This window comes from Nodularia spumigena CCY9414 (assembly GCF_000340565.2).
Lineage (GTDB): Bacteria > Cyanobacteriota > Cyanobacteriia > Cyanobacteriales > Nostocaceae > Nodularia > Nodularia spumigena.
In genome coordinates, this window is the sequence record NZ_CP007203.1 from 1,763,427 (window position 1) to 1,789,687 (window position 26,261).

The window sequence follows — 26,261 nt, forward strand, 5'->3', positions numbered from 1 at the left end:
ACTGAACTTTACAGTATTGGGTCGTAACCTAGTTGTTGAGTAATCCGTTGTCTAGCTAAAACGCGGTACTCCCAAAAATGTTCTCCAGCAGCGCATAGTCCTAAATACATATTGAGAACTTGAGGCCTTGTGGTCAGAATTTGCCATAGTTGTTGCCAGAACTGCCCACGAATTTCAGGTCGCTGTAAGCCCTGATGCCAGATTAACTGAGCAACGAGCCGCAAACCCTGACCTGGAGAAAATTGCATGGTTTGCTTTCGCTGCGCTAAGGAGCCAATACTCAGACATTGCTGAAAACATCGTCTGAGATAATTTTTGGGTTCATATAATGTCCACAAGCCTTCTACATACTCTTTAGCGATTTCATCGATAGAGCGAGAGGGCATGAAATTCATTAAGGTATTCTGGTCTCCCATTGGAGTGCCATCAATACCCTGACTCGCCAATAAACGCTGCTCTGTTTGCAGACGGTTCCATAAAGCAGTATTGGGCAAAGCTTGAAGGATGCCCAACATCGGTTGAGGAATACTAGTTTGTTCAACAAAAGCTTGGATTCTTTCTCCTGCTCCTGGGCGTTCTCCATCAAAACCGAGGATAAACCCCGCATAAATCAGCATTCCTGCTTCATTGATCTTCTGACAAGCTTCCACGAGAGAATTTCGAGTATTTTGCAGTTTTTGTGTTGCTTGCAAACTGTCTTGGTCAGGAGTTTCTATACCCAGAAAAACTGCATAGAAACCAGCTTCATTCATTAATTGCAACAGTTCTGCATCTTCGGCTAAATTTACAGAAGCTTCAGTGATGAAGGTGAAGGGATAGTTGTGCTGCTTCATCCACGGAATCAACTCACGCAGGAGGCGTTTGACATTACGCTGATTGCCAATAAAGTTGTCGTCAACGATAAACAGTGACCCTCGCCAGCCTAAATCATAAAGAGCCTGTAATTCGGCTATGGTTTGTTGTGGCTCTTTTGTGCGTGGTTTGCGACCGTAGAGTGTAATAATATCGCAAAACTCGCAGTTAAAGGGGCAACCGCGAGAAAACTGGATAGCCATCATCAAGTAGGCATTCCGTTGCAACAAGTCAAAACGGGGCATTGGGCTTTGGGTGACATCAGGTTTTTCCTGAGAGCGAAAGATTCCTTGTTCTTTTCCGTCTTTTAAGGCTTCCAGAAACTTAGGAACTGTTAGCTCTCCCTCATCTAAAATTAAATAATGCGCTCCAGAGTCCAGGGCATCTTGTGGGATTGATGTGGGGTAAGGGCCACCGACTGCCACTTTTTTGCCTAAGCGCACTGCTTTTTGAATGAGGCTATGAAAATCTGGTTTTTGTACTAGCATTGCCGAAAGGATTACGAGGTCACACCACTCCCAATCAGCTTCTGTTTCCAGATTGACGTTGCGATCGCAAAATTTAATTTCCCAGGACTGGGGTAATAGTGCTGCAACTGTAATAATTCCTAGTGGCGGCAGGACGGCTTTAAGTCCGGCGATTTCCATGAAGCGATCATAAGACCAAAAGGACTGGGGAAACTGAGGGTAGAGCAATAATGCTTTCATAAAATCCTGGTTGCAAAACTTCTCGTATCTCGAACACCTATCAATAGCCAAAGTGATCTGCTCGTGAACTGAAATGCTGCTCTAAACAAATTAATGCCTATAAGTAAGTGGGCGTTAATAAAGTTAACTGGTATTCGCGTAACGTCTCCACTAGGATAGAGTCGTCATTTATCCTTTGTCATTAGTATCGCACATTTTAACTCTAATAGCACCTAACATTTACCTCACGCCAAAGCTGAAGCTTGGGGTTTAGCAAATATCATCCGTCCGGCGGAGGTTTGCAAAGCACTGGTGACGACTACCCGCAGTTCGCCACCGACATAATTACTACCTTCTTCAACCACAACCATTGTGCCATCGTCTAGGTAGCCAACTCCTTGACTGGGTTCTTTGCCTTCCTTGAGAATCTTCAGGTCAAGATTATCACCAGGCAAGTAAGTAGAACGTACAGCATTCACTAAGTCATTGACGTTCAAAACAGGCACTTTCTGCACGCTGGCTACTTTCGATAAGTTGTAGTCATTAGTCAGTAGTGTACCGTTGATTTCTTGGGCAAAACGGACTAATTTAGCATCGACTGTGGCAGTATCTTCGTAGTCAACGGGGTTAATCAAGATGCGCTCTGGGTACTCTTTCTTAATGCGGGTGAGAATTTCTAATCCGCGCCGTCCCCGTACCCGCTTTTGGTCTTTACTCGCATCGGCTACTTGTTGCAATTCCTGCAAGACAAACTGTGGGACTAAAATTTGTCCTTCCAGAAATCCGGTTTCTAGTAAGGCTTCAATGCGACCATCAATAATGCAACTGGTGTCTAAAACTTTGGTATGGGCAGGTTTGAGTGTTCCTTCCACTACCATTGTTTCTACGGTGTTGGGATTAATAAACCGCAATAAACCCCGCCCGTGGGTATCGGCTAAATTCATCCCGGTGACGGCTAGTAATATACTTCCCACCACTGCTACCAATGGCTTGATAAAGCCAAAATCTGTGGGAATCGGTAGCAAAAATAATGGGGCTAGCATTAAGTTAGCTAGCAATAGCCCAATTACCAAGCCAATAGCACGAGTTAAAATCATTTCTAGGGGCATTTCTCGGACTTGTACTTCTAAGCGCCGATATGACGTTTGGAAACTCAGTCCGATTGCACCGCCAATAATAGCGGCAAAGACGGCTACAACTAAGCGTAAGGCTTCTAAATTTGTTACCGCGTCTAGGGAGCCATCGGGTAGTAGTTCAATGCTATAGAACCCTATTCCCGCAGCAGCTAGGATGAATGAGATAATGATAATGGCATCAAGCATAGTTTTGTGGTTTTCCTGCGATTGTGTGATCCTATAAAGTCAAGTATTTTTCATCGGTTAGAGCGATTGATCAATATTGACTTAGACTAGGCGTTGAAGCAGGGAATATCTGCAAATATTATAACCAAAGTGATTTCTCTTAATATTTTTCATGATTTTGTTGTAAAACGCTAAAATTTTGTCAAAAAACTTCTTATTTTCGCTGTTTTAATTTTTCAGTTAAATTAATTAATTCTTTCTCATAATGAGTCAAAAAGTTAATATTTCTGGTATTGTCAGTTCTGCTTATGTCCACATTCCTTTTTGCAGACGGCGGTGTTTTTATTGTGATTTCCCTGTTTATGTGGTGGGCGATCGCCTCCGGGGAGAAACATCTGGTACAATCTCTCAATATGTAGAGGTGCTATGCCAAGAAATTGCCATGACGGCAGCATCTGGTGAACCTCTGAAAACGATTTTTTTTGGTGGTGGGACTCCTTCTTTACTATCTATAGAACAGTTACAACAGATATTAGTAACCCTGGAAAAACAGTTTGGTATTGCTGCTGGTGCAGAAATTTCTATGGAAGTAGACCCAGGTACGTTTGATTTAGCACATCTATCTGGCTATGGTAGCGTGGGCGTAAATCGGGTAAGTCTGGGTGTACAAGCGTTTCAACAGGAATTGTTGCAGGTTGCGGGGCGATCGCATTCTGTTGTAGATATTCTCACATCAGTGGAGTTAATTCACCAAGTAGAAATTGCCGAATTTAGCTTAGACCTCATCTCAGGTTTGCCGCATCAGTCTTTGGAACAATGGCAGGATTCTCTCAAGCAAGCAGTAACGCTGATGCCTACTCACATATCTATCTATGACCTTACCATAGAAGCGGGGACAGCTTTTGGTCGTTATTACAAACCGGGGGACAAGCCATTACCAACGGATGAAACCACTGTCAAAATGTACGAAACCGCACAGCAAGTTTTGACAAGTGCGGGTTATGAACATTACGAAATTTCTAATTATGCGCGTCCTGGGCATCAATGTCAGCATAATCGAGTGTATTGGGAAAACCGCCCTTATTATGCTTTTGGGATGGGTGCGGCGAGTTATATAGAAGGGAAGCGCTTCACTCGTCCGCGCAAAACTCAGGAGTATTACCAGTGGGTAAAAGCTGGGGGTGTAATTGATTGTGAAGTCACACCACCGAAAGAGGTATTATTAGAAACTTTAATGTTGGGGTTGCGTTTGGCTGAGGGTGTGAGTTTGGCAATGTTAACCCAGAAGTTTGGGGAAGAAAAATTAAAAGAAATTCACCAATGTTTACAACCTTATTTAGAAAACAGTTGGGTAGAAGTCTTTGGGGGAAGGTTGCGTTTATCTGATCCCCAAGGGTTTTTGTTTTCTAATGTGGTGTTGGCTGATTTGTTTGAAAAGTTGGGTTGAAGAGGAACGAACCACGAAGGAGCAAAGGACGCAAAGACAATAAATCCTCAGTAGGGTGTGTTAGCGACAGCGTAACGCACCAAAAACATCTCACTAAAACGAGCATTGACCAAAATTACACCCCCCAAACAGGTAGACTAACCTGATAAATTTACGACAGCGTAACGCACCGAAAACATCTCTAACGCACCAACATTACACCCCAAATGGGTACACTAACCTTGTCATCTACATTAATAAAATTCTTTGCCTAATTATAGAAGACTCATAATTCCAGGCGGGACTTACTTTTTCACCCAAGTGACTTATCAACGTCGCCCCTGGTTATGTAGCGATATTGGTCGTTTTACATTGCGTAAAGCAATTAACGATGTCCGTCAAAACTATCCGTTTTCAATTGATGCGCTGATTTTATTACCAAATCATCTTCATTGTATTTGGACTTTACCCGATGGCGATACTAACTATACAACTCGTTGGCGACTAATCAAAACCTTTGTGACCAAACAATGTAGCGAAAAATTGGCAATTGAATCACAACTAACCGATTCACGCCATAAACGCCGGGAAAGTAACTTATGGCAACGCCGATTTTGGGAACACGCTACGAGATGAAGCTGATTTTGCCGCCCATTGTGATTACATACATTACAATCCGGTGAAACATGGATTTTGTCAAGCTCCAAATCAATGGGAGTTTTCCAGTTTTCATCGATTTGTTGCACAAGGAATTTATCCAGAAGATTGGGGTAGTGAAGCCGTACCAAATATACCTAGTAATGTGGGGTTTGAATAGATATCATGCTTTTGCTATCTCTCATATTCGTATTAGTAGGGTGTGTTAGGACGATAGTCCGTAACGCACCTCTTAAATATGCTATGTGGTGTCAGCAGAATAGCCCGTAATTTTACCAGATGTGCGTTATGCTTACCAGACGAGACGGTGCGTTACGCTGTCGCTAACACACCCTACTTGATTAAATGGCTGGGATTATGTATTATATTAATTACTCATCCAAAAATAAAAAAATATTTTGATTGCGCCAAGCGCGAGACGGTAAGAAGGGCAAAGAAAAAAGAGCAGAGTGCAGAGTGGAAAAGTGCAAAGGGCTAAAGAGTCCTCGCAGCACCACAACCACACACAACCCGAAAACCGAAAGTGCCGTACGCGAGGTCTGGGTAGAGGTTGTTGCGATAGGCAGAACGACAGTCCCCAGGAAAGTCGTACCACGAACCACCGCGCAGCAGCCGAAAAGGATTATCATTCTTAATTAACCAAACTCTAGCGTCTGCTGGTGCATTATCATAATTTTTGTGCCACTCATCCTGACACCATTCCCATATATTACCACACATATCATATAAACCAAAGGGGTTGGCAGAAAATTTTCCTACATCGGTTGTTTGCTTTCGATATTCACCCTTTGGTGCAGAACCATAAGTGTAATTGCCGTCGTAATTAGCCAAATCCGTGGTAAGTGTCTCACCAAAATAAAACGGCGTAGTCGTTCCCGCCCGACAAGCATATTCCCATTCTGCTTCACTGGGTAAACGATAGGTTTTTCCAGTTTTTTGAGATATTCGGGCGCAAAACTCAACCGCATGATTCCAAGAAACCGATTCTACAGGTCGATTAGCACCTTTAAAATTGGATGGGTCGGGATTTAAATCAATTTTTACTTTATCAAAAGCTGCAACTGCTGCCCATTGAGCTTGAGTAATGGTAAATTTCCCCGTGAAAAATGGTTGAATGGTGACGCTGTGCTGAGGACTTTCATTCTCAAATCGTTTTGGCTCATTTTCTGGCGAACCCATGAGAAATTTACCCCCAGGAATTTTCACCATATCTAGAACTACACCATTACCCAAGTTTTCTGTAAAAAACTCGCCGCTTCGCCGACTGCGGTTAATTTCATAGCTTTTCACTATACCTAAAAAACTTTTACTTATTACCGTTATGGTAGCCGTATCAAATTCAAAAGACTGAGTTTGAATACTTGGGGAAGAAGGAGTTTGAGCTTGAATACTTGGGCGAGAAGGAGGTGGAGTTTGAATACTTGGGGGAGAAGAAGGTTTAATTGATCGGGGTATATACCTTTCTGTCAGCACTAACTTACTACCGCATTTCTGACAGTATTTAAAATTATCGGGGTTGGGGTGCAGACAGTCTGGGTTCAGACAGTAGATCATGTTCATCATGTCTGGGGGTGAGGATTGTTCGGATGTCAGGGTAGTGATATTTTGCTACCCAAAAGCATTATACACAAAATTTGAGTGTTATTAGCTACCTTGCTACTGCAAACGCGATACTCTCAAGAAACACATTTTAAAACCGTTACCAGATAAAATTTTCCTGTTTTCACATTTTTATGAAACGAACCACTTTGGCGCTAGCGTCTTTCTTTGGGCTACGGTGTACACACATATAAGACCCCACCCCTAACCCCTCCGGTGCAAGCGAGGAGGGGAACTAGATTTCCGCTTACAGCAGTTTTCAGGTATTTAAAACACGCGCCGATATCTGTCTTTCTTTCTTCGTTTGCGCCTAACGCACTTCGTGCTTCGCTAGAGCCTCCGGCACGCTACGCGAACGCTGATGCGCCTTTGCGTGAGATATAAAGATGTGGTTCATTTAGCTGAAAATCGCTGTAAATCTTGTTTTTAAGTCAATTAGTTTTGCAGATTGTAGGTTGGGTTGAACGCAGTGAAACCCAACACCAACACACCCTCCCAAATGTTGGGTTACGCCTTCGGCAAACTACGTTAACGTTCCTCTACCCAACCTACATAGATAAAACAAAACACCTAAAAACCTAAGTCAGCTTTTGCTAGTTCAGCAGCAGCGAATACTTCTGCATCTGGTTTTTCTTCCCAAGCAGCATCTCCGATTTCTGCATAGAAAGTTGCGTCATAAGGACGAGTTTTCACAACCACTGGCATGGGGACAGCATGACCTAAAATTAAGGCTTGTTGCTTTGAATCTAATTTGGCTAATACTGACCGCAAACCACCCGCACCAGATACACCTGTAAAAATAGCATCAATATCTTTATCATCATTGAGCAAAGCGGTGATCCGTGTCCCAATTTGAGACATAACTTCATTATCTATCCCTGATGGGCGTTGGTCTACAACTAACAAAGTTACAAAATATTTTCGCAGTTCCCTGGCGATAGTTCCAAAGATTGTACTTTGTACCACTGCTGAGTCTAGGAAACGGTGCGCCTCTTCAATTGTAATCATTAATGGCGTGGGGCGATCGCATGGATTCTTGCTTTGTAAAAATGTATCGGCTTTTTTGACATAATGTGCATGAATCCGTCTGGTGATCATATTAGTCACCAACATATAAGAAAGCATATTAGACTGAGAACCAAATTCGATAACTACGTTTTTCCCAGCTTCCAAACACTGCACAATTTTACTGATATAATTATGGGGGCAAGCAGCTCGCATATACTTTAAGCTATCCATACGCATCAGTTTACGCTGCAATGCCATAATTGAAGATTTATTTCCCCGCTTTTCGTTGCAAAAAGTTTCGATTTCTTCGTTAGTCATATTCAGCAACTGGACAATCCAAGTTTTACCAAACTCGCTATACAAAATATTGGCGTTATCCAAAGCTGCATCCGACAGTCCTAAATCTCGACTGCATAACTTGATATCTTCCACGTCAATTTGCTCGTAACTCAGATAAAGTTCTTGAGCATCACGCACACCCCGACGCTTTGTAGATTCAGGATCAAGAGTGTAGACTTCTACTTTACCAGGAAATAGTTGCTTTAAGCCTTTAACAGTATTAACATTTTTACCTTCGGCGACTGCTTCCCAGCCATATTCTGAATGCATATCAAATATCAAGTTAACTGCCGCATTCTTGCGAATCACCCCAGCTAAAAGTAAGCGGGTGAGAAAGGATTTACCAGTCCCAGATTTACCAAATACTCCATTACTCCGTTCAACAAAGCGGTTTAAATCGATACAAACTGGCACATCCATATCTAAGGGTTTACCGATAGAAAAATTTCGCCTTTGGGGGTCATCTTCCCAACCAAATACGCGGCGAAAATCCTCTTCAGTGGCTTCGTAAACTTGGCTAAAATGACTGGGAATAGTTTTAACCGGTAGTAATTCCATTGTGGTACTGGTTTGAGCCTGAAATGACGCTAAACCATTAGCTGATTTACCATTCCTTGACGATAAAGATTCATCAGATTCAGGAGTGAACATCAACATCGGTGAGAGGTTGATCGTACCATAAGTACCACTACCGGCTAAAACCTCGCGTAAAAAAGTATCTTCCCAATTAGGGGGACTAGCGATAATGCGATCATTCGCCGTTCCCAATGCTACATCAGTCAGCATACAGAAAAAGTGCGATCGCAGTCCATGCACAACTAAAAATTTACCCACCCGCATATCCTCAACAGAAATATCCGGGTGTAGTCGTACTTCTAGTCCCCCAGTCAGAGAACCTTCTATTACCGAACCTAATGGTTGTGACGAATTCATTTGAATTAGTGACAAAGTTCTCTGTATTTATCTGTGTTCATCTGTGTAGCCTACGGTAAGCCACTAACGCGTCTACATCTGTGGTTGATAACTTCTTAAAAATCCCCTCACTCCATCATCTCATCATCTATTCAATTTGAATAGAAGTTGGGGCTGATCCAGTTGTAGGTGTACCGATTAATGGTTTCCGGAATTGAGCATAAAGGCGATCGCGCCAAGAAAAGAATAGTTCATAATTAGGATTATCTGCCAAACCTGGGACACCTTTACCTAGCAGACTTGCGGGTAAATCGAGATAAGGGACATCGGGGAACTTCAGCAATATAGATAAACTCGCCACAGCTAAGTCAGCTAAAGTTGGCTCATCGCCGGTTAAATAGGGACTATCCGCCAATATTAGTGTTAACGATTCTAAGTCTTGTTTCAAGTCAGCGATCGCGGACTTAATCACATCTGGACTATAACCCACCCCAAAACCCAAAACAGTCAACACATCACTGGGGACTCCAGCCACGAGAGTTTTGAAGACATCAGGTGTAGAATTAGGTAACAAAGATTTGCGAAAATTTTGGTCTTGACTAATAGCCGAAAACAGAGCCTTCCTACCTTTGACACCGATAGACTCATCTGCCCATTCTTCCATCAACAAGCATAAACCCCGTTGCTTAGAATCTTGAGGTATGAGTGGGCGCTCAGGATATTCTAAATCTAAATACTTAGCAATTTCCGTAGAATCAACAATATATCTACTCCCGTCTTTTAAAACTGGCACTTGTCTTTGACCAGTCAGCCGGAATAAATCTACTTGTCCCATCCCCGGTGTAACTTCTATTTTACGGTAATCTAGCCCTTTATAATCTAAGATTAACCGAACTTTCTCTGAGTAGTGAGATAATTCCCATTGGTATAATTCCAACATAATCTATACTTTTAACAGATGAATTGCACAACGCTCTCATTGTATCTTTAGTTCGAGTAATTTTCCTGAGAAATTCCGCAATTTATCTCAAAAGTGATAGAGAAAATAGGTAATTTATTAGGTAATTGTCGGCAATTACGTGATTTTGATCCAGGACTTACGCAATAATTGCCAAAAATCTTGATTTATCGTTCGCGTAGCTTGCGCGAAGCGCATACCGCCAAGCCGCCTTCGCGTAGCGTCTCCCCTTCTCCCAAAGGGAGAGGCTAGCGCCAAGGTAGAAGAACGCCAAGAAAATGTACAGTGTGCGTAAGTCCTATGATCAAAAACTTATTTTCTAATTGATTAAAATCTTGAAAACATAACTACTAACCGTACATAGTCCTTTGCACCAACAATCGAGAGGCTTGATTTAGATATTTTGCATAGCGAAGTGTTATAAATCTTTATGTGACCTGTATAAACTCAAAGACAAACAAAATTTATGAAGACAAATTACAGCAAATTGTTGACCAAATTGGCAGGCGTAGTCGGGTTAGCGAGCGTGAGTCTCCTGATCACTTTACCATCTACAGCCAATGAGACAACTAATAATTTAATAGCACAGACAGGAAGTGGAGTCCTAAATCCTCGACCCAGTATTTTCAATGAACCTCCCTATAACCGTGGTACTCGGAGTACACCTTCGGTTACACCCACGCCAAGAACACCCCGCACAACTCCTCCGGGAGTAGGGACACCTGGAACTCAAAACCAAACCTTGTTATCATTGGCAGAGTCTAGCCCTAACTTTAAAACCTTAACAGCAGCCTTAAAAGCAGCCGGATTAACAGACGCATTGCAAGGTCAAAATCCACTAACAGTTTTTGCTCCTACAGATGCTGCATTTGCCAAATTACCGCAAGATGCTGTCAGAGATTTGTTAAAGCCAGAGAATAAAGAAATTTTGCTGAAGCTGTTAACTTACCATGTTGTCAATGGTACAGTTTTATCTACTGATTTGTCCTCTGGGGAAGTGCAAAGCCTCGAAGGTGGTGCAATCACCGTTAAAGTCGGTTCTAATGGTGTAATGGTAAATGATGCCAACGTAGTTCAGGCAGATATTAAAGGTAGTAATGGTGTCATACACGCCATTGATCAGGTAATTTTGCCTCCTGACTTATAGGTTTGAGGCTCAGGTACAATCAGTACCCCAACTAAAATTCTAGCTAGAGTCATAGGGTGCTACGCTTTTAGCCGTTTTACCCCTACCTCAACATTTCCTAGGTAGGGGTATTATAGCAAAAGTCAAACAATTTTAGATTTTAGATTTTAGATTTTAGATTGACCCCACAGATAAATCTACGGGCTTGAGGATTTTAGATTTGGGATTTTCGATTGATTCCACAGATAAATCTGGGGGCTTGTACCATTAAGGAACTATTGCTCAAAAGTTAAAAGCTCACTGTGAATTGGTTTGGGAATTTTGTCATATCTTAAGCGCCCTGTCCGTTGCTATAAATCCCGTTCAGATGTTCATTCTGGTCGGGATTGTTTTGTCAAACAATTTTAGATTTTAGATTTTAGATTTTAGATTGACCCCACAGATAAATCTACGGGCTTGAGGATTTTAGATTTGGGATTTTCGATTGATTCCACAGATAAATCTGGGGGCTTGTACCATTAAGGAACTATTGCTCAAAAGTTAAAAGCTCACTGTGAATTGGTTTGGGAATTTTGTCATATCTTAAGCGCCCTGTCCGTTGCTATAAATCCCGTTCAGATGTTCATTCTGGTCGGGATTGTTTTGTCATTCGGAAATATCTACCAAAAGGGGGTAGACTTAAAAAAAATGAATAAAAATTCACTTAACATAACTTTTTGTAACAGTTTTTTTTAGCTCCCCCCCTGATAGTTGAAATTATGTGTCACAATCAGTTTGAGAATTAATTCGGCGACAGCGTTTGTTTTTAGTATTGACAGGCTTTTTCCTTGTGGTATTTACAGACTTCTCTCCGAAATCTAAATCTCTACACATTTGCGATTTTGGAGACTATCAATGTCAATTTATATAGGCAATCTCTCTTATGACGTTACCCAAGACGCTCTAAGCGGTGTTTTTGCAGAGTACGGTACTGTAAGACGGGTTCAAATACCTACTGACCGTGAAACAGGTCGTGTACGTGGCTTTGCATTCGTAGAAATGGGTTCAGATGCTGAAGAAGCAGCAGCTATTGAGGCTTTAGACGGTGCTGAATGGATGGGACGCGACTTGAAAGTTAATAAAGCTAAACCCAAAGAAGATAGAGGCGGTTCCTTTGGTGGTGGCCGTGGTGGTGGCTCTCGTGACCGCTATTAAGAGGTAGGGAGTAGGGAGTAGGGAGTAGGGAGTAGGGAGTAGGGAGTAGGGAGTAGGGAGTAGGGAGTAGGGAGTAGGGAGTAGGGAGTAGGGGAGAAAAAACTTCCCATTCCCCATTCCCCATTCCCTAATTCCCATTCCCCATTCCCTAATTCCCAGGTTTTCAAACCTGGGATTAAATACTTTAACTCCGAACGAGGACTAGTCCTTGTTCGGAGCTTTTTATTTTTTACGTAAAATGGGAAAAACCTATATAAATTTATAGGATACCCCAAAAGTGGAGAAAGCCTTGACCAGAGAACACTTCCAAAAGAATAGCCGATACAAAACCAATCATTGCAAAACGACCGTTCCAGTTTTCGCTTTGAGAAGTGAATCCCCAACGTAAAGCATTAGGATCATTTGAAGCTGCATTCTTAGTATCTGGCATAATTAGTATTCCTAGTTTTTATCTGGCAAAAATTGCGGTTATGTAAACTAATGTAACAGACATTTACGAAAATGCAATACAAAAACCCAATATTAATTGCAGTAATTACCGTATACGATCGCAAATTTCAACTACTATCGGCGTGTATAACGATGTTTCACGCCAATGGGGAAATATTCAGAATCACCCATTGAAGCTAATGTAACTTGTGGGGTTTGATATTCTGAAGGAACATAATTAGCAAACTCGCTGTTGAGGCGCAACAGTTGGGAAAGAATTGAGGATGTAATGGCTTGTCGCTGCTCTTCACCACCTTCTACCCCTGGCGCTAACTCCACAACTATAGATAAAAAGCGGTTTTTATCTGCATCTTCTTTCACCTGTAACACGAACTTCCCTGTCACCCATTCTGTAATTCCGCCTTGTTCTAATCCCACTGTGACATTTTCGGGATAAATATTCGCGCCAAAGTAGGAAACTGTAAAGTTAGAGCGTCCGAAAACATAGACAAAAGGTAAGGGATGAATTCCTCTGGGTAACTCCTGAGTCTGAGAACGCAGATTTGCCACAGGATCAAATCCCCACTCAGCCAAGAACTCAAGCATGGTATCGTAACTAATGATTCCCCCAGTATCCATGATGTTATAGCGGATTAAGGGAACACCATTATCTCCTGAAAATAGCAATGTATTATCTTCAACTTCAAACAAGCGACTACTGGGGTCGTATTGTAATAATGTAGGTAAACGAGATTCGCCAAATAAAGCTTTAGCTGCATCTGGATGTTCTGCCAAAAAACGACGAATGCAGATACTCAAGGGTGTTTCATTGCCCAAAACACCTGCGTCCGCAGTACCGTAAAGTGAAGCAAAGTCGTAGCAGGGATTTTGCGCCCCAATTCTCTCACCCACCAAACTCCGCCATTCTTCACTAAATACCTCTCCCGCCATTACTAATTTAATCTGATATTGTTGCCACTCCACACCACGGGCAGTACCAGTATCAATCACATCTTTGAGAAATGGCGGATATCCGAGTAATACGACTTGCTCAAAATCTGCACCGATTTCCTGTACAATCCGCAAAATTTCTGCTTTATTATTACCGGGGGTAATTACAGTCAGAGGATACCCTTTACTGGCAAGATAGCGACAGCAATTGGTGGTGAACATTCCACCTACCCAAGTGCCTAATGAGAAACAAATTATAGCTAGGGTACGTCTAATATCTGCATGAAAACTATCATGGAAAATCTGTTCAAATCTTGTAGCAATTTGCAGTTCATCAGTGAAGAACCGCGGCCAAAATGTGGGTTTACCTGTGGAACCAGAGGAAGCTGCTATCATATCGCAGGCTTCTAACTTTCCGTAACGGCACAATTGGGCTAAAGGATAACGGGATATATAATTTTCTTTGTTAATTACTGGTAGTTTCTGAAAGTCTGCAAATGTTTGGATAGCGGTGGGATCAATTTCTTGTGCTGCTAAAAAAGCTTTGTAAGCAGGTACATTGGTAGCTACAGCATGAAATAAATTTAAGGCTGTTGATTGGCTGGGAATTTTTTGATGTTGTTGTAGTAATGTTTCTAAGGGAGTAGAGACAAAATCTTCAAATGCCTTAATAGCTCGCGTTGTTTGTGATTTGTCTTTCATGACGTTTATTGTTATCTGTTACCCGTATGTTAGCCATTATCTGATTTCTTCAAACTTTTGAGCAGGCAAATTGCGGAATCATCACCGTAATTGACACTGCATTCGTTGTAGTAAGTTAATAAAATCTTAGTTGAGCCTTAAGCATGATGCAGGTATATTGCAGTCAACAACACACAAACATCGGTGGGAACCGTTTTTGTATTCACTGTGGTGAGCCATTACCTCTGGCTTTAGGTACGGTTGTAGATAATCGTTATCGCATTATCCGTCAATTAGGTCAAGGTGGTTTTGGGCGGACTTATTTGGCGGAAGATAACCATAAATCCCAGCAAACCTGTGTGTTGAAGGAATTCGCTCCCCAAGTGCAAGCACAGCAGGATTTAGACAAAGCTAAAGAATTATTTGAGCGGGAAGCTAATGTTCTCAAAACACTCCAACATCCCCAAATTCCCCGTTTTCACGCTTCGTTACAGGTGCAGATAGGAAGTAAAGATTTTTTCTTTTTAGTGCAGGATTATATAGATGGTATTAATTATGACCAATTGTTAGAGCAGCGCCAAAGTCAAGGAACAGCTTTTAGCGAAGGGGAAATAATCACTTTATTGGAACAAATTTTACCTGTGTTGTCTTATATCCACTCAGGAGATGTGGTTCATCGTGATATTTCTCCTGATAATTTAATTTGGCGACGTTCTGATCATATGCCGATGCTGATTGATTTTGGTGGGGTGAAGCAATTACCGGCGGCTCAAGGTTTTTGGTTGACTCATTTGGGTGGTAATAACACTTTGCTAGGTAAAAAGGGCTACGCACCAGAGGAACAGCTACGACAAGGTAAAGTTTTTTTTAATAGCGATTTATATTCTTTGGCGGTTACAGTTTTAGTGTTGCTGACAGGTAAGGAACCTCAAAAACTCTATGACAGCTATCAGGGAATTTGGTACTGGGGAAAGGAAATTAGAGTCAGTAGTAATTTTGAGTCTGTGTTAAAAAAAATGCTTGCTTATAAGCCGAGCGATCGCTATGAAAGAGCAGACCAAATACTGCAAGATTTATCTTCTAACACTACCGCCACACCCCAAAATACATACGTTACCAAGCTGAAAACAATGGTGGTTGCTCCTGGCAGAAAACGCGCCAATGCTATTGCCAGTAAATTCCACAATCAAACGCAAATAATTAGTAAAAATATTACTCTACCAGTTTGGATGCGCCCTTTTGTGATCAGTCTTGGGGGAACAGCTTTAGTGGTTTTAACTGGCGCTGGTACTTGGGCTGTGGTAAATTCAATCATTCGTAGCGTCTCTTCAATTACCGTACCCTCAATTTCCCTACCTGAAATCCCTGCTTTACCCAATCCTTTGGGGAGGCCAGTCAGTGACAGAGGTTCTAATGACATCAGCCAAATTTTACAACGTCGCCAACAGCTAGAAGTCCCAGAGACATTTTTTATCCAGTTTGTGGATAATTTATTTTATGCTCAAAAACCAGAGTTAAATGGACGCAGACTGACTGCGGGGCAAAACGACGCTGAATTAAGGGATGAATGGGGGGGGATAGCAGGGGAGTTATTAACTCAAATAGAACGGGCTAATCTGAGTACAGCAGCTCGTCGGCAATTGGGAGGATATAGTTCAGAAAATGAGAGAATTTGGAGACAAGAAGCTAGAGCCGGACAATGGAGGAATTATACGATAGACCAACTGAAAAAAGATACAAATGAAAAATTTGATCAGTTGTTTCCAGGACAAGACCGTGGGAAACTGAATCAGCAAACTTTCGGTCAATTGTGGTATGCGATCGCAGCTGATCAAGTCAGCAAGGTAAAAATCAAATAATCGTTGACGGTTGACGGTTGACGGTTGATTGGTGAAATAATTTCCCCAATGACTAATGACTAATGACTAATGACTAATGACCAATGACCAATGACCAATGACCAATGACTAATGACTAATGACCAATGACCAATGACTAATGACCAATGACCAATGACCAATGACCAATGACCAATGACTAATGACCAATAACTTATGTATATAAATAATAGTATTCAACCGGGTCTAACTTTAAGCGATCGCTATGTAATTATCCGTCAAATTGGTCAAGGTGGTTTTGGACGGACTTATTTAGCCCAAGACACTAACCGCTTTCGTGAACCTTGTGTTTTAAAGGAATTTTCCCCTCAAGTTCAAACCGACTATGTTGTGCAAAAAGCCGAAGAATTATTTGAGCGAGAAGCCAGCGTTCTCTACAAGCTGCAACATCCCCAAATTCCCCGCTTTCGGGAACTGCTGCGAATTAACTTAGAAGGTAAAAAATACCTGTTTTTGGTGCAGGATTATGTCGAAGGACAAACTTACAGTTCCTTATTAGATGCGCGTAAACAGCAAGGGTTGCGTTTTACTGAGTGGGAAGTTAGGCAATTATTACTACAAATTCTCCCAGTTTTGGAATATATCCACTCAATGGGGGTAATTCATCGGGATATTTCACCAGATAATTTAATTCTTCGCACCATTGACCAATTACCCATATTAATTGATTTTGGCGGTGTAAAACAGGTAGCTGCAACGGTGGCTTCGGAATATTACCAACCGGAACAATATGCATCTCGTCCATCACCCACCTTACTAGGTAAAGTCGGATTCGCACCTCCAGAACAGATGCAAACGGGTTTGGTGTCTACTCACAGCGACTTGTATTCCTTGGCTGTGACAATGCTAGTTTTATTAACAGGTAAACAGCCGCAACAACTAATTGATAATTATAATCTGACTTGGCAATGGCGAAAAGAAGTGAGTCTGAATCCGGCTTTGGGACAGATATTGGATAAAATGTTGTCTCCCAGACCAGGCGATCGCTATCAATCAGCGCGTCACGTATTGCAAGCCCTCAACCAGCCACCAGCCAGCTATCCCCCAACGCAATATCCCACCACCCCACCCCCAACATCGGCCACAGTTGCGGTTTCTCCACCGCCTCCAGCGCCTCCATCTTCCCCATCGCCATCGTCCACATATCCCTCATCACCGCCCCCAACATCCTGGTTGACACCAGTAACAGGCCTGGTAGCAGTACTGTTAGTTGTGGGTACTGTGGGCGGAATTTGGTGGGGATTCGGTAATGGCGATCGCAATCCTGGAGAAGTTCAACCCACACCCACCCCCACAGTTGAGCAACCGACTGATTCCTCAGATAAATTTTCCGCAGCAGAACGTCAGCGCAAACAAAGATTAGAAAATCGCCGTGAACAATTGGGTATTGACTTGAGATTTTACGTCAACTTGGTAAATCAAGTCTTTTGGAACAATAACCCCAGTTTACGGGGAAGCACTGTCAGCGATGAACCCCAAGATGAGAGTTTGCGGGCAGAATGGGATAAAACAGCCGCCCAATTACTAGAAAAACTGGCTCCATTGAGTAGTAGGGCGCGGCGACAATTGGGTACTTACGCAGCAGCAGAACGCGAACGGTGGCGAGTTGAAGTTAACCAAATCAATGTTAGTAGTACTTCTTTATATGATTTAGGTGACGCTGCCTTTTTCAACACATTTCCGGAACAGCGAAGCCAAGATTTTCTGAATCAACCCATTGGGCAAGTTTGGCACGGCTTTGTTAGCGATAAACTCAATGCTTTGCGATCGCGTACCGCTTTCCAAAAAATTATATTTGATTCAGGTGCTACCAGTAAAACAGTGAGTGGCAATTTGCAAGAGGCTGTTCACCCGGCTGGTGGGAAAGTTTTCATTGCTAACTTGGCGCAGAATCAATTGATGACAGTGAAGCTACAAGCAAATTCTCAAGTTTTGCTCTCGGTTTATTCTCCTTCTGGACAAGTCAAATTTTTAGAAGATTCTACAGAACGTAATTTATCAGCTAAATTACCAGAATCGGGATTTTATGAGTTTGTGATTACTTCCACTGCATCAGAACCACTCAGTTATCAACTCAGCATTGCGGCGGAAAATCCCACACCAGAACCTACACCAGAACCTACACCAGAACCTACACCAGAACCTACACCAGAACCTACACCAGAACCTACGCCAGAACCTACACCCACACCCACACCTACACCCACACCCACACCTACACCCACACCCACACCTACACCCACACCCACAGAAACCCCAACACCTACTGATATTCAATCCAACTAAAATTGAATCTGGTGAACAATTGATGATCGAAATTCAAGCAATACAACTACACCAGACCCAAAAAGTTAAAAGTTGAATTTTCACAGTAGTGCTTTAGTTTCAGTTATTTTACGGTGTCAAAGTGGGAAAATAGAGTAGAGTCCCAAGATCATAATTCATGCCCAGAAAAATTCGAGAGTTGAAAGCTCAGATTGCACGTGAAGGATTCAAGTACTTACCCAAGCGTGGCAAGGGCAGTCATGAGCGTTGGCGGCATCCTTTGCTGAGAAAAACACTGACAATCCCCGGCAAGGATGGAGATGATGTCCCACTCTACCTAGAAAAACAACTAGACAAGTTACTCACTGAACTAGAAGTGTTAAAAGAGGAGGGCGAAAATTTATGAGTCGATATAGCATGATTATTCAATGGTCTGATGAAGATCAGCTTTTCCTAGTGACAATCCCAGAATTTTCTGATCTAGTTGTGATGCCTTGTACTCACGGAAAAACCCGTGAAGAAGCAATTCACAACGGTGAAGAAGTTATTGAAATGTACTTAGAAGCTTGGCAAGCAGAAGGTGAGCCTATACCTGAACCTATAACGCTTCAAGTTGCCTGATCATCGTAATGTAAGTGGGTAAACTGCGATTGATGTTCAAGCAATTATATGGACATATTGTATTCACACACAAAGACGGTACTTTGTATTAAAGTTAACAATGATCAGCCATCAAAGTTTCAGACTGATCACTGTTAACTGTTAACTGTTAACTGTTAACTGTTAACTGATTACGCTTCGTCTAAAGCAGCAATTCCAGGTAAGGTTTTACCTTCGAGCAGTTCCAAACTTGCGCCACCACCAGTAGAAATGTGGCTCATTTGGTCAGCTAAACCGACCTTTTCCACAGCCGCTACGGAGTCACCACCACCGATGATCGTGGTTGTACCAGTTTTACCGATTTCCGCCAGAGTATGAGCGATCGCTTCAGTACCTGCGGCAAATTTATCAAACTCAAATACACCCATTGGGCCGTTCCAAATCACGGTTTTGCAATCAGCCAAAGCTGCTTGGAACACTTTGATCGAATCGGGACCAATATCCAAACCCATGCCATCAGCAGGAATATTTTCAATGCTGACAGTGGTAGCATTGGCATCGGGGGCAAACTTATCGGCTGAAACGATATCTGTGGGTAACAGTAAAGCCACACCACGTTCTTTGGCTTTAGCTTCCAAAGTCTTGGCTAGTTCTAGTTTGTCTTCTTCCACCAAAGACTTACCAACACTCAAACCGCGAGCTTTGTAGAAGGTGAAAATCATTCCACCGCCAATGATTAGCTTGTCGCACTTATCTAGCAGTGTTTCAATCACACCGATTTTGCTGGAAACTTTAGAACCGCCAATAATCGCAGCTAAAGGACGTTGGGGATTTTCAATGGCGCTTTGCAGATACTGCAATTCCTTCTCAATCAAATATCCACCCACAGAAGGACTCAAATAATGAGTTACACCTTCAGTGGAAGCATGGGCGCGGTGTGCAGTCCCAAAAGCATCGTTTACATAAAAATCAGCATTAGCTGCCAATTTCTTCGCAAATTCTGGGTCGTTTTTCTCTTCTTCTTTGTAGAATCGGACATTTTCTAACAGCAGAACTTGTCCATTTTGTAAAGCACCAACTTGGGCAGTAACTGCATCGCCGATACAGTCATCAGTTTTGACGACTTCTTGACCGAGCAATTCCGAGAGACGTTGAGCAACTGGGGTCAAACGCAACTTATCATCTACACCCTTGGGACGACCAAAATGGCTAGCTAAAATTACTTTAGCTCCTTTTTCCATCAAATCCTGAATGGTGGGCAGTGCAGCGCGAATGCGAGTATCGTCTGTGATGTTACCGTTGTCATCCACAGGCACGTTAAAATCAACTCGAACTAAGGCGCGTTTACCTGAGATATCAGCAGCAGATAAATTTGCTAAAGTTTTTTTGGACATAGATAGACTCTCCTGATTGCCTTTTTGTTATTGTTTTGAAAGTAGAACCATCAAGATTTTACCGGAGTCAGGGGTGCTAGGTGAGAGAGATGTTTAAAACAGTCCTATTTCCAATTGATCAAAGCCGGGAAGCGCGGGAAGCTGCTGACGTTGTTACCAATGTTGTGCAGAAGTATGGTAGTCGCTTGGTATTGCTGTCTGTGGTGGAAGAATCGCCCGCAGATGCGCCTAGTGCAGATCCAATGGTGTCATCAGAGGTTGTGGCTAAACTGCTGGAAAATGCCCAATCTTTGTTTTCTGGACAAGGAATTCAAGCTGAGATTCTCGAAAGAGAGGGCAAACCAGCGTTTACTATCTGTGATGTTGCTGATGACATTGGGGCAGATTTAATTATCATGGGCTGTAGAGGGTTAGGTTTGACTGAAGAGGGAGCAGGTGATAGCGTCACCACGCGTGTAATTAATCTTTCGCCTTGCCCAGTGCTGATTGTGCCTTAAATCAGTGAACAGTTATCAGTGAACAGTTATAGCAACCGCCAAGGTTGTTAGGACATGGCAAAAGCCTAAAACCCAGTTACCGTAGGGGCGGGTTCATAGATATCATTCAATATCAACGAGGATATGAGTAAACCCGCCCCTACTTTTGACTTTTGACTTTTGACTTTTGACTTTTGCTATATCAGGCGGTAGGGGCGGGTTTACAGATATGATCAAACATCCCTCTGGTGATGAATAAACCTGCCCTTATGGGGATTTCGACTCATCACTAACGCTTACCAGCAATTGCGGTGGTGTTTCAGCAGGGATTTAACTGATAACTGATAACTGATAACTGAATAACTGATTCGTAACATCCCTCCATCTTGACAGGCGACACAGTTCGGTTATCCGGCTACTTATCAGCAACTGAGGAGGGGGTTTTAGCGTCACTATAGATATAGTTCGTGAAATTGGGGGAATTTTTTTTTTTTTTAACGGAACACTTTTCGATTATAATTGAGAGATTTGTCTAAGATACTTTACTATCTTGTTGATTTGTCTTAATATAGAATAAGTAGAACTCATATCGACTTCATATTTTACGGTTGCAGATAGCGACTGAGGATAACAAAAATTTTCACAAATAACTAAGTGTGCTTCTAAGAGATTCAAAAATTTAGGGAAGGTAAAGGAACCTATATCACAGGATGCATCTTCATCTTCCATACGCGGTGTATGAATTGACTTCTTTTGGTAGCGCCCTATGTTCCGTGATATGTGTACTACCTTTCCAGACCAGATTTAGTTATTAAAGATCCGTCGTGTTTACGGAGTAGAGGACAACGCACCAATGGCTATTGTTAACACCAAAACTGAAAATCTGAATACCAAATTCACGGCCGATATGGTAAGAACCTATCTGCGGGAAATTGGTCGTGTACCCTTGCTAACTCGAGATGAAGAGATTATTTTTGGGAAGCAGGTACAACAAATGATGACGCTTCTCGATGCTAAACAGGCTTTAGCCAAGGAGCTAGATCATGATCCTAGTTTACCAGAATGGGCAGCGCAGGTTAACCTACCGGAAAAAGAGGTGACACAGATTGTGGCTCAAGGTAAACGAGCCAAGCAAAAGATGATTGAAGCGAACTTGCGCTTGGTTGTGGCGATCGCTAAAAAATACCAAAAGCGCAACATGGAGTTTTTGGATTTAATCCAAGAAGGAACTCTAGGTTTAGAAAGGGGTGTAGAGAAGTTTGATCCCACAAGGGGTTATAAGTTTTCCACCTATGCTTACTGGTGGATTCGCCAAGCGATTACCCGTGCGATCGCTCAACAAGGACGCACCATTCGTTTACCGATTCATATCACCGAGAAACTCAACAAAATCAAGAAAGTACAGCGAGAACTAGCGCAAAAATTTGGGCGATCGCCGACACCGACTGAAATTGCTCACGAGCTAGAACTAGAGCCGATGCAGATTCGCGAGTATCTAAACATGGCTCGTCAACCAGTGTCGTTAGATGTGAAAGTCGGCGATAATCAGGATACAGAATTGCAAGAAATGCTCGAAGATGAAGGACCATCTCCAGAGTATTACACCACCCAAGAATTCTTGCGTCAAGACCTGAATAACTTGTTAGCCGAACTCACCCCGCAACAACGACAAGTTTTAGCCCTGCGCTTTGGTTTAGAAGACGGTAACGAAATGTCTTTAGCCAAAGTGGGTGAACGCTTAAATCTTAGCCGTGAGCGCGTTCGCCAGTTAGAACATCAGGCTCTTGCTCATTTACGTCGTCGTCGCGCCAATGTTAAAGAGTACGTTGCTAGCTAAAAGCAGATCGCTTTCGGTGACGCGCCTCCTGAACTCAGGGGGCGATTTTTTTGGTATAGCTGGGGAGTGGGGAGAAGAGGAACGGGGGCAGGGGGCTATAGCTATAAATGCATTTTGTTTCAAATTCCCCCTTGCTCCCTGCTCCGGTGCGCCCCTGCTTCTTCTGGGGAGTGGGCGGTTGCTGTATGAAAAGAATATCTGCACTCATGCGGAATCGGCATATTTGCTGTTGTAGCTTTTTATATGACAACATTTTGACACTCTCAGGTCTAAAGACACTGAGATTCTTAAGAGATTTTCACTCGTAAAGGCTGTGCCAAACAGCCCCTAGACACTCCGCTTAGGGCATTGTGCTTACTTTTTCTGAGAATGTTGGCCGCACCGTTGCAGTCTGAATTCACTAAAATCCCATGCTGAGTACGATACAGTCCCCGCTTAACTCGTCTACCAGAGAACTCATACTTCTTGGGATTGTCAGCATTAAAAACAGGAATAGTGTCATTGTCCAAGAAACTAGCCTTGCTGGTATAAGACTCTTCTTGTTCTACGTATTTGATTCCGTATCGTTCACAAAGAGCTTTCAGTTTAAATCTAAAACTGCTGTGGGGAATCTGTACGAAGTTCTGATTATTGCGAGAACCAATATTGATGGATTGTTTCATCTCAATATTGAAGCCAACTACCAACTTGTCAATACGATGCTCAATACAGTGATTGATAACATATCTAGCCGCTTTGTTCAAATAATCTCGAACTTTGGCATTACGATTAATAGCCAGTCTAGCTTGGCGCTCGGTAGTCCCCTTGATTTTCTGCAAATCTTTAATAGATTGCAGTCTAGCATTTTCTTTGTTGAACCATTGGTTAAAAGATTTAAGTGGTTTGCCATCCAAAATAAAGGATGCCCCATTGGTATCAACACAAGTTGCTAGATTATCAAGTCCCAAGTCAATGCTAATAGCACTTTCTGGTTTAGTCTCAATCGGTGTTTCTTCAGCTTCAGAGATAAATTCCACCTCAAAAAATCGCCCATTATATTTTGGGAGTATGCGGACTTCTTTGAGAGTTTCTTGGTTTAATCGCTCAGGGAATGGTATCCAGATTTCACCATATTCAGCCTTGAAGGCAGCAGACATAGGAATCCGCAATTTCCCATCTTTGACCTGAACTCTTGGCATGATCAAAGGAAAATATCCGTCCTTGGGCAAGTAATGAGGTAGTCTGACTTTGCGGCTGTAAGACCCAGATTTAACTGAGGTAATCAATCGGTAGAAACTGCGAAAAGTTCTGTCAACCACTTTCAACGTTTGTTGAGCAATATCGGTGTTAAGCATTCGATAGTTCTCATTTCCTTTGCAGTGGTGATAGTTGGATTCATATTTCAGATGCTTCCGTTCTTGAAAGTAATACTGTCTAACTGTGTAAAGTCCTACATTGTAGAGATTTTTACTCAGCCTACAGAGTTCTTTCAACGCTGTAAATTCATTGGTTTTTAGCCCCCGTATTTGATTTTTTTGAGTCAGATACATTTGACTTTCGCTGTAACTGTAGTCATCCTAGCGAAACTTCCAGGAAATTGTCAAGACATAGAAACGCCACGGCGATTAAAATCGCCCGTCTCGCTTCCCTCTCAGGGCTAAAGCCACTGAGTTGCCCGCTTACCGCAAGGTCTTATGAAAAATATGCTTTTTTTATTTTCATCTTCCCAAAGGATGAACCTGTTGGGGGAAGTCTGAAGGGCTTAAATAATATTAATATGCAATTTTAGGTTAAAATTAGATAAAAACTGAAGTTTTCGGAAGTTTTTATTCTAGACAATAGATATATATATCAAACCTTTGACAGAGCCTTGAACAATCAGTATTTGGTTATGGTTTAAGTAAGTCGCAGAGGAAACAGTTAATTTTTTAACAGGAGAAATCGGGTGCTTAACAACATTACTAAATTTTTAACTGCGCGTCAGTGGAGGTTTCCCATTCTTGTTTTACTGCTCACACTAGGGGTTGTGGGTGAACAAACTAAACCTGTATGGAGTAACCAAATCGAAACAGCATCTGGAGCAATGGAAGTAGATGCTAATTTTGCCGAATCAAGTAATCAAGCGCCTGTATTATCTCGCCTGAGACAAGTTCGAGAACAAAGAAATCTCATCCAGAAAATGGCTGCTGAACGTCAAAATAGCCAAAATCCTCAACAATCGCCACCGGATAGCTTAAATACTGACAACAGTCAAGTTCAACAGCGTTCTAGATTTGTATCCTCTGCCAAATTACTGAATAATATAAATACCGCACCTCAACCCACCTCTCTATTTACCCGTCCAGAATCTGTCAGAGCAAATTTCCCCACTAAAGATGGGACTTATCTCTATGGACAATCGCCAGTAGCGAACCAGATTGGGCAAGCCTATGTTTTATTTGAGAACCGCGACGGTAGAATAACCGGTGCGTTGTATATGCCACAATCGGAGTTTAGTTGCTTTCAAGGTGCTATAGACCAATCAGGAGAATTGGCGATGACAGTTACTACTTCTCCTGGTGAAGTTGGGACAAATCAACTAGCTACAGGTAATCAATTCCAAATACCTAGCTACAGTGATGATCAGATGGTCAGCTATCCTTACTCTGTAGCATTGCAAGACTATCATCAGCTCAACTCCATCAGCACTAACGACCAACGCATTTTGGAAATGTGTAAAGAAGTTTACAGTGGTGCTAATTAAAACTCAATCCCTGGTTGCGCCTTCACGCCTTGATCCCGGAAAGGATGTTTGATTAGAGTCATTTCGGTGACTAAATCGGCTTTCTCAATTAAAGCAGCTGGCGCGCCTCTACCTGTGAGAATTACGTGCTTGTTTGGTGGTTTTTGTGCCAAACCTGCTAAAACGTCTTCTACTTGTAAATAAGCCATTTTCAGGGCAATATTGATTTCATCTAACAGCACTAGCTGGAAGTCGGGATTACGGATATATTCTAAGGATTTTTCCCAAGCGGCGCTGGCTTTATCGAGGTCGCGATCGCGATCTTGAGTTTCCCAGGTAAAACCTTCGCCCATAGCGTGAAATTCGATCTGGTCTTCCCAAAGGCTGAAAACTTGTTTTTCTGATGGTTCCCAAGCACCTTTGATGAACTGGACAATGGCTACTTTATAACCATGACCGAGCGATCGCAACACCATTCCCAAAGCCGCAGTGGTTTTACCTTTACCGTTACCAGTATTGACGATAATTAAACCTTTTTCAGGTACAGACTGTGATATCCGGCGATCCTGTACTTCTTTTCGCCGTTGCATCTTTTTGCGGTACTGTTCATCAGTTAAGTCAGTTAGGGTTGAGGACATAACTTCGTCTATTAAGCGTTCAATTTCTCTATCTGAGTCTAACCCGAATGGTGTATCACTTTTCATCAACCTTACCTGAAAAATAACTGCTGCAATCAGTAAAATATGGAAATTTATCACGCAGAGGCGCAGAGGCGCGGAGAGTTAGGATTGAGAAGATTGGATTTGTTTAGGTAGGATACCAAGTTTGTTTTCATTTGATTTCGCTTTCTAAACATACAAAAAAAACTCATCGTTTTCTAAGTTAGCTGTAACTAGACAAATCCTATTTACTGGCAAAAATCTCAAACTTTCGGTATCTGCAAAATACCAAGTTTCTCATTTATTACCAAT

General features: G+C 42.3%; 20 protein-coding genes and 1 pseudogene. 11 read left to right on the forward strand and 10 right to left on the reverse strand.

The features are described 5' to 3' along the window. Window positions 1-8: 8 nt before the first annotated feature. A complete protein-coding gene (locus NSP_RS07780) occupies window positions 9-1,559 on the reverse strand; it encodes a B12-binding domain-containing radical SAM protein (protein ID WP_006197612.1) in 1,551 nt (516 codons plus the stop codon). 224 nt (window positions 1,560-1,783) lie between these two features. Beyond that, on the reverse strand, window positions 1,784-2,860 hold the full coding sequence (locus NSP_RS07785) for a PIN/TRAM domain-containing protein (protein WP_006197611.1): 1,077 nt from the start codon (window positions 2,858-2,860) through the stop codon (window positions 1,784-1,786). 244 nt (window positions 2,861-3,104) lie between these two features. Between NSP_RS07785 and hemW the strand changes: the two genes are divergently transcribed. Then, a complete protein-coding gene (hemW, locus tag NSP_RS07790; RefSeq protein ID WP_006197610.1) occupies window positions 3,105-4,286 on the forward strand; it encodes a radical SAM family heme chaperone HemW in 1,182 nt (393 codons plus the stop codon). A 246-nt stretch (window positions 4,287-4,532) separates the two neighbouring features. Beyond that, a pseudogene (locus NSP_RS07795) lies at window positions 4,533-5,082 on the forward strand (REP-associated tyrosine transposase). A 314-nt stretch (window positions 5,083-5,396) separates the two neighbouring features. On the opposite strand, the gene NSP_RS07805 reads toward NSP_RS07795, so the two are convergent. From NSP_RS07805 to NSP_RS07815, 3 genes are all read right to left on the reverse strand, one after another. Continuing rightward, on the reverse strand, window positions 5,397-6,485 hold the full coding sequence (locus NSP_RS07805; RefSeq protein WP_373567446.1) for a formylglycine-generating enzyme family protein: 1,089 nt from the start codon (window positions 6,483-6,485) through the stop codon (window positions 5,397-5,399). Between the two features lie 606 nt (window positions 6,486-7,091). Continuing rightward, complete coding sequence (locus NSP_RS07810; protein WP_006197606.1) at window positions 7,092-8,801, reverse strand: helicase HerA domain-containing protein; 1,710 nt, start codon at window positions 8,799-8,801, stop codon at window positions 7,092-7,094. A 127-nt stretch (window positions 8,802-8,928) separates the two neighbouring features. Beyond that, a complete protein-coding gene (locus NSP_RS07815; RefSeq protein WP_006197605.1) occupies window positions 8,929-9,720 on the reverse strand; it encodes a glutathione S-transferase family protein in 792 nt (263 codons plus the stop codon). Window positions 9,721-10,204: 484 nt separating this feature from the next. Between NSP_RS07815 and NSP_RS07820 the strand changes: the two genes are divergently transcribed. Both NSP_RS07820 and NSP_RS07825 read left to right on the forward strand, forming a co-directional pair. Continuing rightward, window positions 10,205-10,885 carry a fasciclin domain-containing protein gene (locus tag NSP_RS07820; protein WP_006197604.1) on the forward strand — a complete coding sequence of 227 codons (681 nt, stop codon included), beginning with the start codon at window positions 10,205-10,207 and terminating at the stop codon, window positions 10,883-10,885. 873 nt (window positions 10,886-11,758) lie between these two features. Continuing rightward, window positions 11,759-12,058 (forward strand): RNA recognition motif domain-containing protein, encoded by a 300-nt coding sequence (locus NSP_RS07825; protein WP_006197603.1) that lies wholly within the window; start codon window positions 11,759-11,761, stop codon window positions 12,056-12,058. A 259-nt stretch (window positions 12,059-12,317) separates the two neighbouring features. Here the strand turns inward: NSP_RS07825 and NSP_RS07830 are convergent, their stop codons facing one another. Further along, the gene (locus NSP_RS07830; protein ID WP_006197602.1) at window positions 12,318-12,488 is read right to left on the reverse strand and encodes a chlorophyll a-b binding domain-containing protein; all 171 of its coding nucleotides are present in this window, start codon (window positions 12,486-12,488) and stop codon (window positions 12,318-12,320) included. A 134-nt stretch (window positions 12,489-12,622) separates the two neighbouring features. Further along, window positions 12,623-14,140: a phenylacetate--CoA ligase family protein gene (locus tag NSP_RS07835; protein WP_006197601.1), complete on the reverse strand. Its 1,518-nt coding sequence runs from the start codon at window positions 14,138-14,140 to the stop codon at window positions 12,623-12,625. A 146-nt stretch (window positions 14,141-14,286) separates the two neighbouring features. Here NSP_RS07835 and NSP_RS07840 point away from each other — a divergent pair, with 146 nt between their 5' ends. From NSP_RS07840 to NSP_RS07855, 4 genes are all read left to right on the forward strand, one after another. Next, a complete protein-coding gene (locus NSP_RS07840; protein ID WP_006197600.1) occupies window positions 14,287-15,978 on the forward strand; it encodes a serine/threonine-protein kinase in 1,692 nt (563 codons plus the stop codon). Window positions 15,979-16,173: 195 nt separating this feature from the next. Further along, window positions 16,174-18,303 (forward strand): serine/threonine-protein kinase, encoded by a 2,130-nt coding sequence (locus tag NSP_RS07845; RefSeq protein ID WP_017803959.1) that lies wholly within the window; start codon window positions 16,174-16,176, stop codon window positions 18,301-18,303. 157 nt (window positions 18,304-18,460) lie between these two features. After that, window positions 18,461-18,688, forward strand: coding sequence for a type II toxin-antitoxin system HicA family toxin (locus tag NSP_RS07850; protein ID WP_017803960.1), 228 nt, complete (start codon window positions 18,461-18,463; stop codon window positions 18,686-18,688). Next, a complete protein-coding gene (locus NSP_RS07855) occupies window positions 18,685-18,903 on the forward strand; it encodes a type II toxin-antitoxin system HicB family antitoxin (protein WP_017803961.1) in 219 nt (72 codons plus the stop codon). The genes NSP_RS07850 and NSP_RS07855 overlap by 4 nt, the downstream gene beginning before the upstream one ends. Window positions 18,904-19,073: 170 nt before the next feature. On the opposite strand, the gene NSP_RS07860 is transcribed toward NSP_RS07855, so the two are convergent. Continuing rightward, on the reverse strand, window positions 19,074-20,276 hold the full coding sequence (locus NSP_RS07860) for a phosphoglycerate kinase (RefSeq protein WP_017803962.1): 1,203 nt from the start codon (window positions 20,274-20,276) through the stop codon (window positions 19,074-19,076). 89 nt (window positions 20,277-20,365) lie between these two features. Between NSP_RS07860 and NSP_RS07865 the strand changes: the two genes are divergently transcribed. Together NSP_RS07865 and NSP_RS07870 are read left to right on the forward strand one after the other, a co-directional pair. Next, window positions 20,366-20,773: a universal stress protein gene (locus tag NSP_RS07865; RefSeq protein ID WP_006199299.1), complete on the forward strand. Its 408-nt coding sequence runs from the start codon at window positions 20,366-20,368 to the stop codon at window positions 20,771-20,773. An 832-nt stretch (window positions 20,774-21,605) separates the two neighbouring features. Continuing rightward, entirely contained in the window at window positions 21,606-22,589 is a 984-nt protein-coding gene (locus NSP_RS07870; protein WP_006199248.1) for an RNA polymerase sigma factor, RpoD/SigA family, read from the forward strand. Window positions 22,590-22,876: 287 nt separating this feature from the next. On the opposite strand, the gene NSP_RS07880 is transcribed toward NSP_RS07870, so the two are convergent. After that, on the reverse strand, window positions 22,877-24,118 hold the full coding sequence (locus NSP_RS07880) for an RNA-guided endonuclease InsQ/TnpB family protein (RefSeq protein ID WP_044482741.1): 1,242 nt from the start codon (window positions 24,116-24,118) through the stop codon (window positions 22,877-22,879). 395 nt (window positions 24,119-24,513) lie between these two features. Here NSP_RS07880 and NSP_RS07885 point away from each other — a divergent pair, with 395 nt between their 5' ends. Continuing rightward, on the forward strand, window positions 24,514-25,311 hold the full coding sequence (locus NSP_RS07885; protein WP_006198439.1) for a hypothetical protein: 798 nt from the start codon (window positions 24,514-24,516) through the stop codon (window positions 25,309-25,311). On the opposite strand, the gene cobO is transcribed toward NSP_RS07885, so the two are convergent. Continuing rightward, entirely contained in the window at window positions 25,308-25,994 is a 687-nt protein-coding gene (gene cobO / locus NSP_RS07890) for a cob(I)yrinic acid a,c-diamide adenosyltransferase (RefSeq protein WP_006198438.1), read from the reverse strand. The genes NSP_RS07885 and cobO overlap by 4 nt on opposite strands. Between the last annotated feature and the right edge of the window lie 267 nt (window positions 25,995-26,261).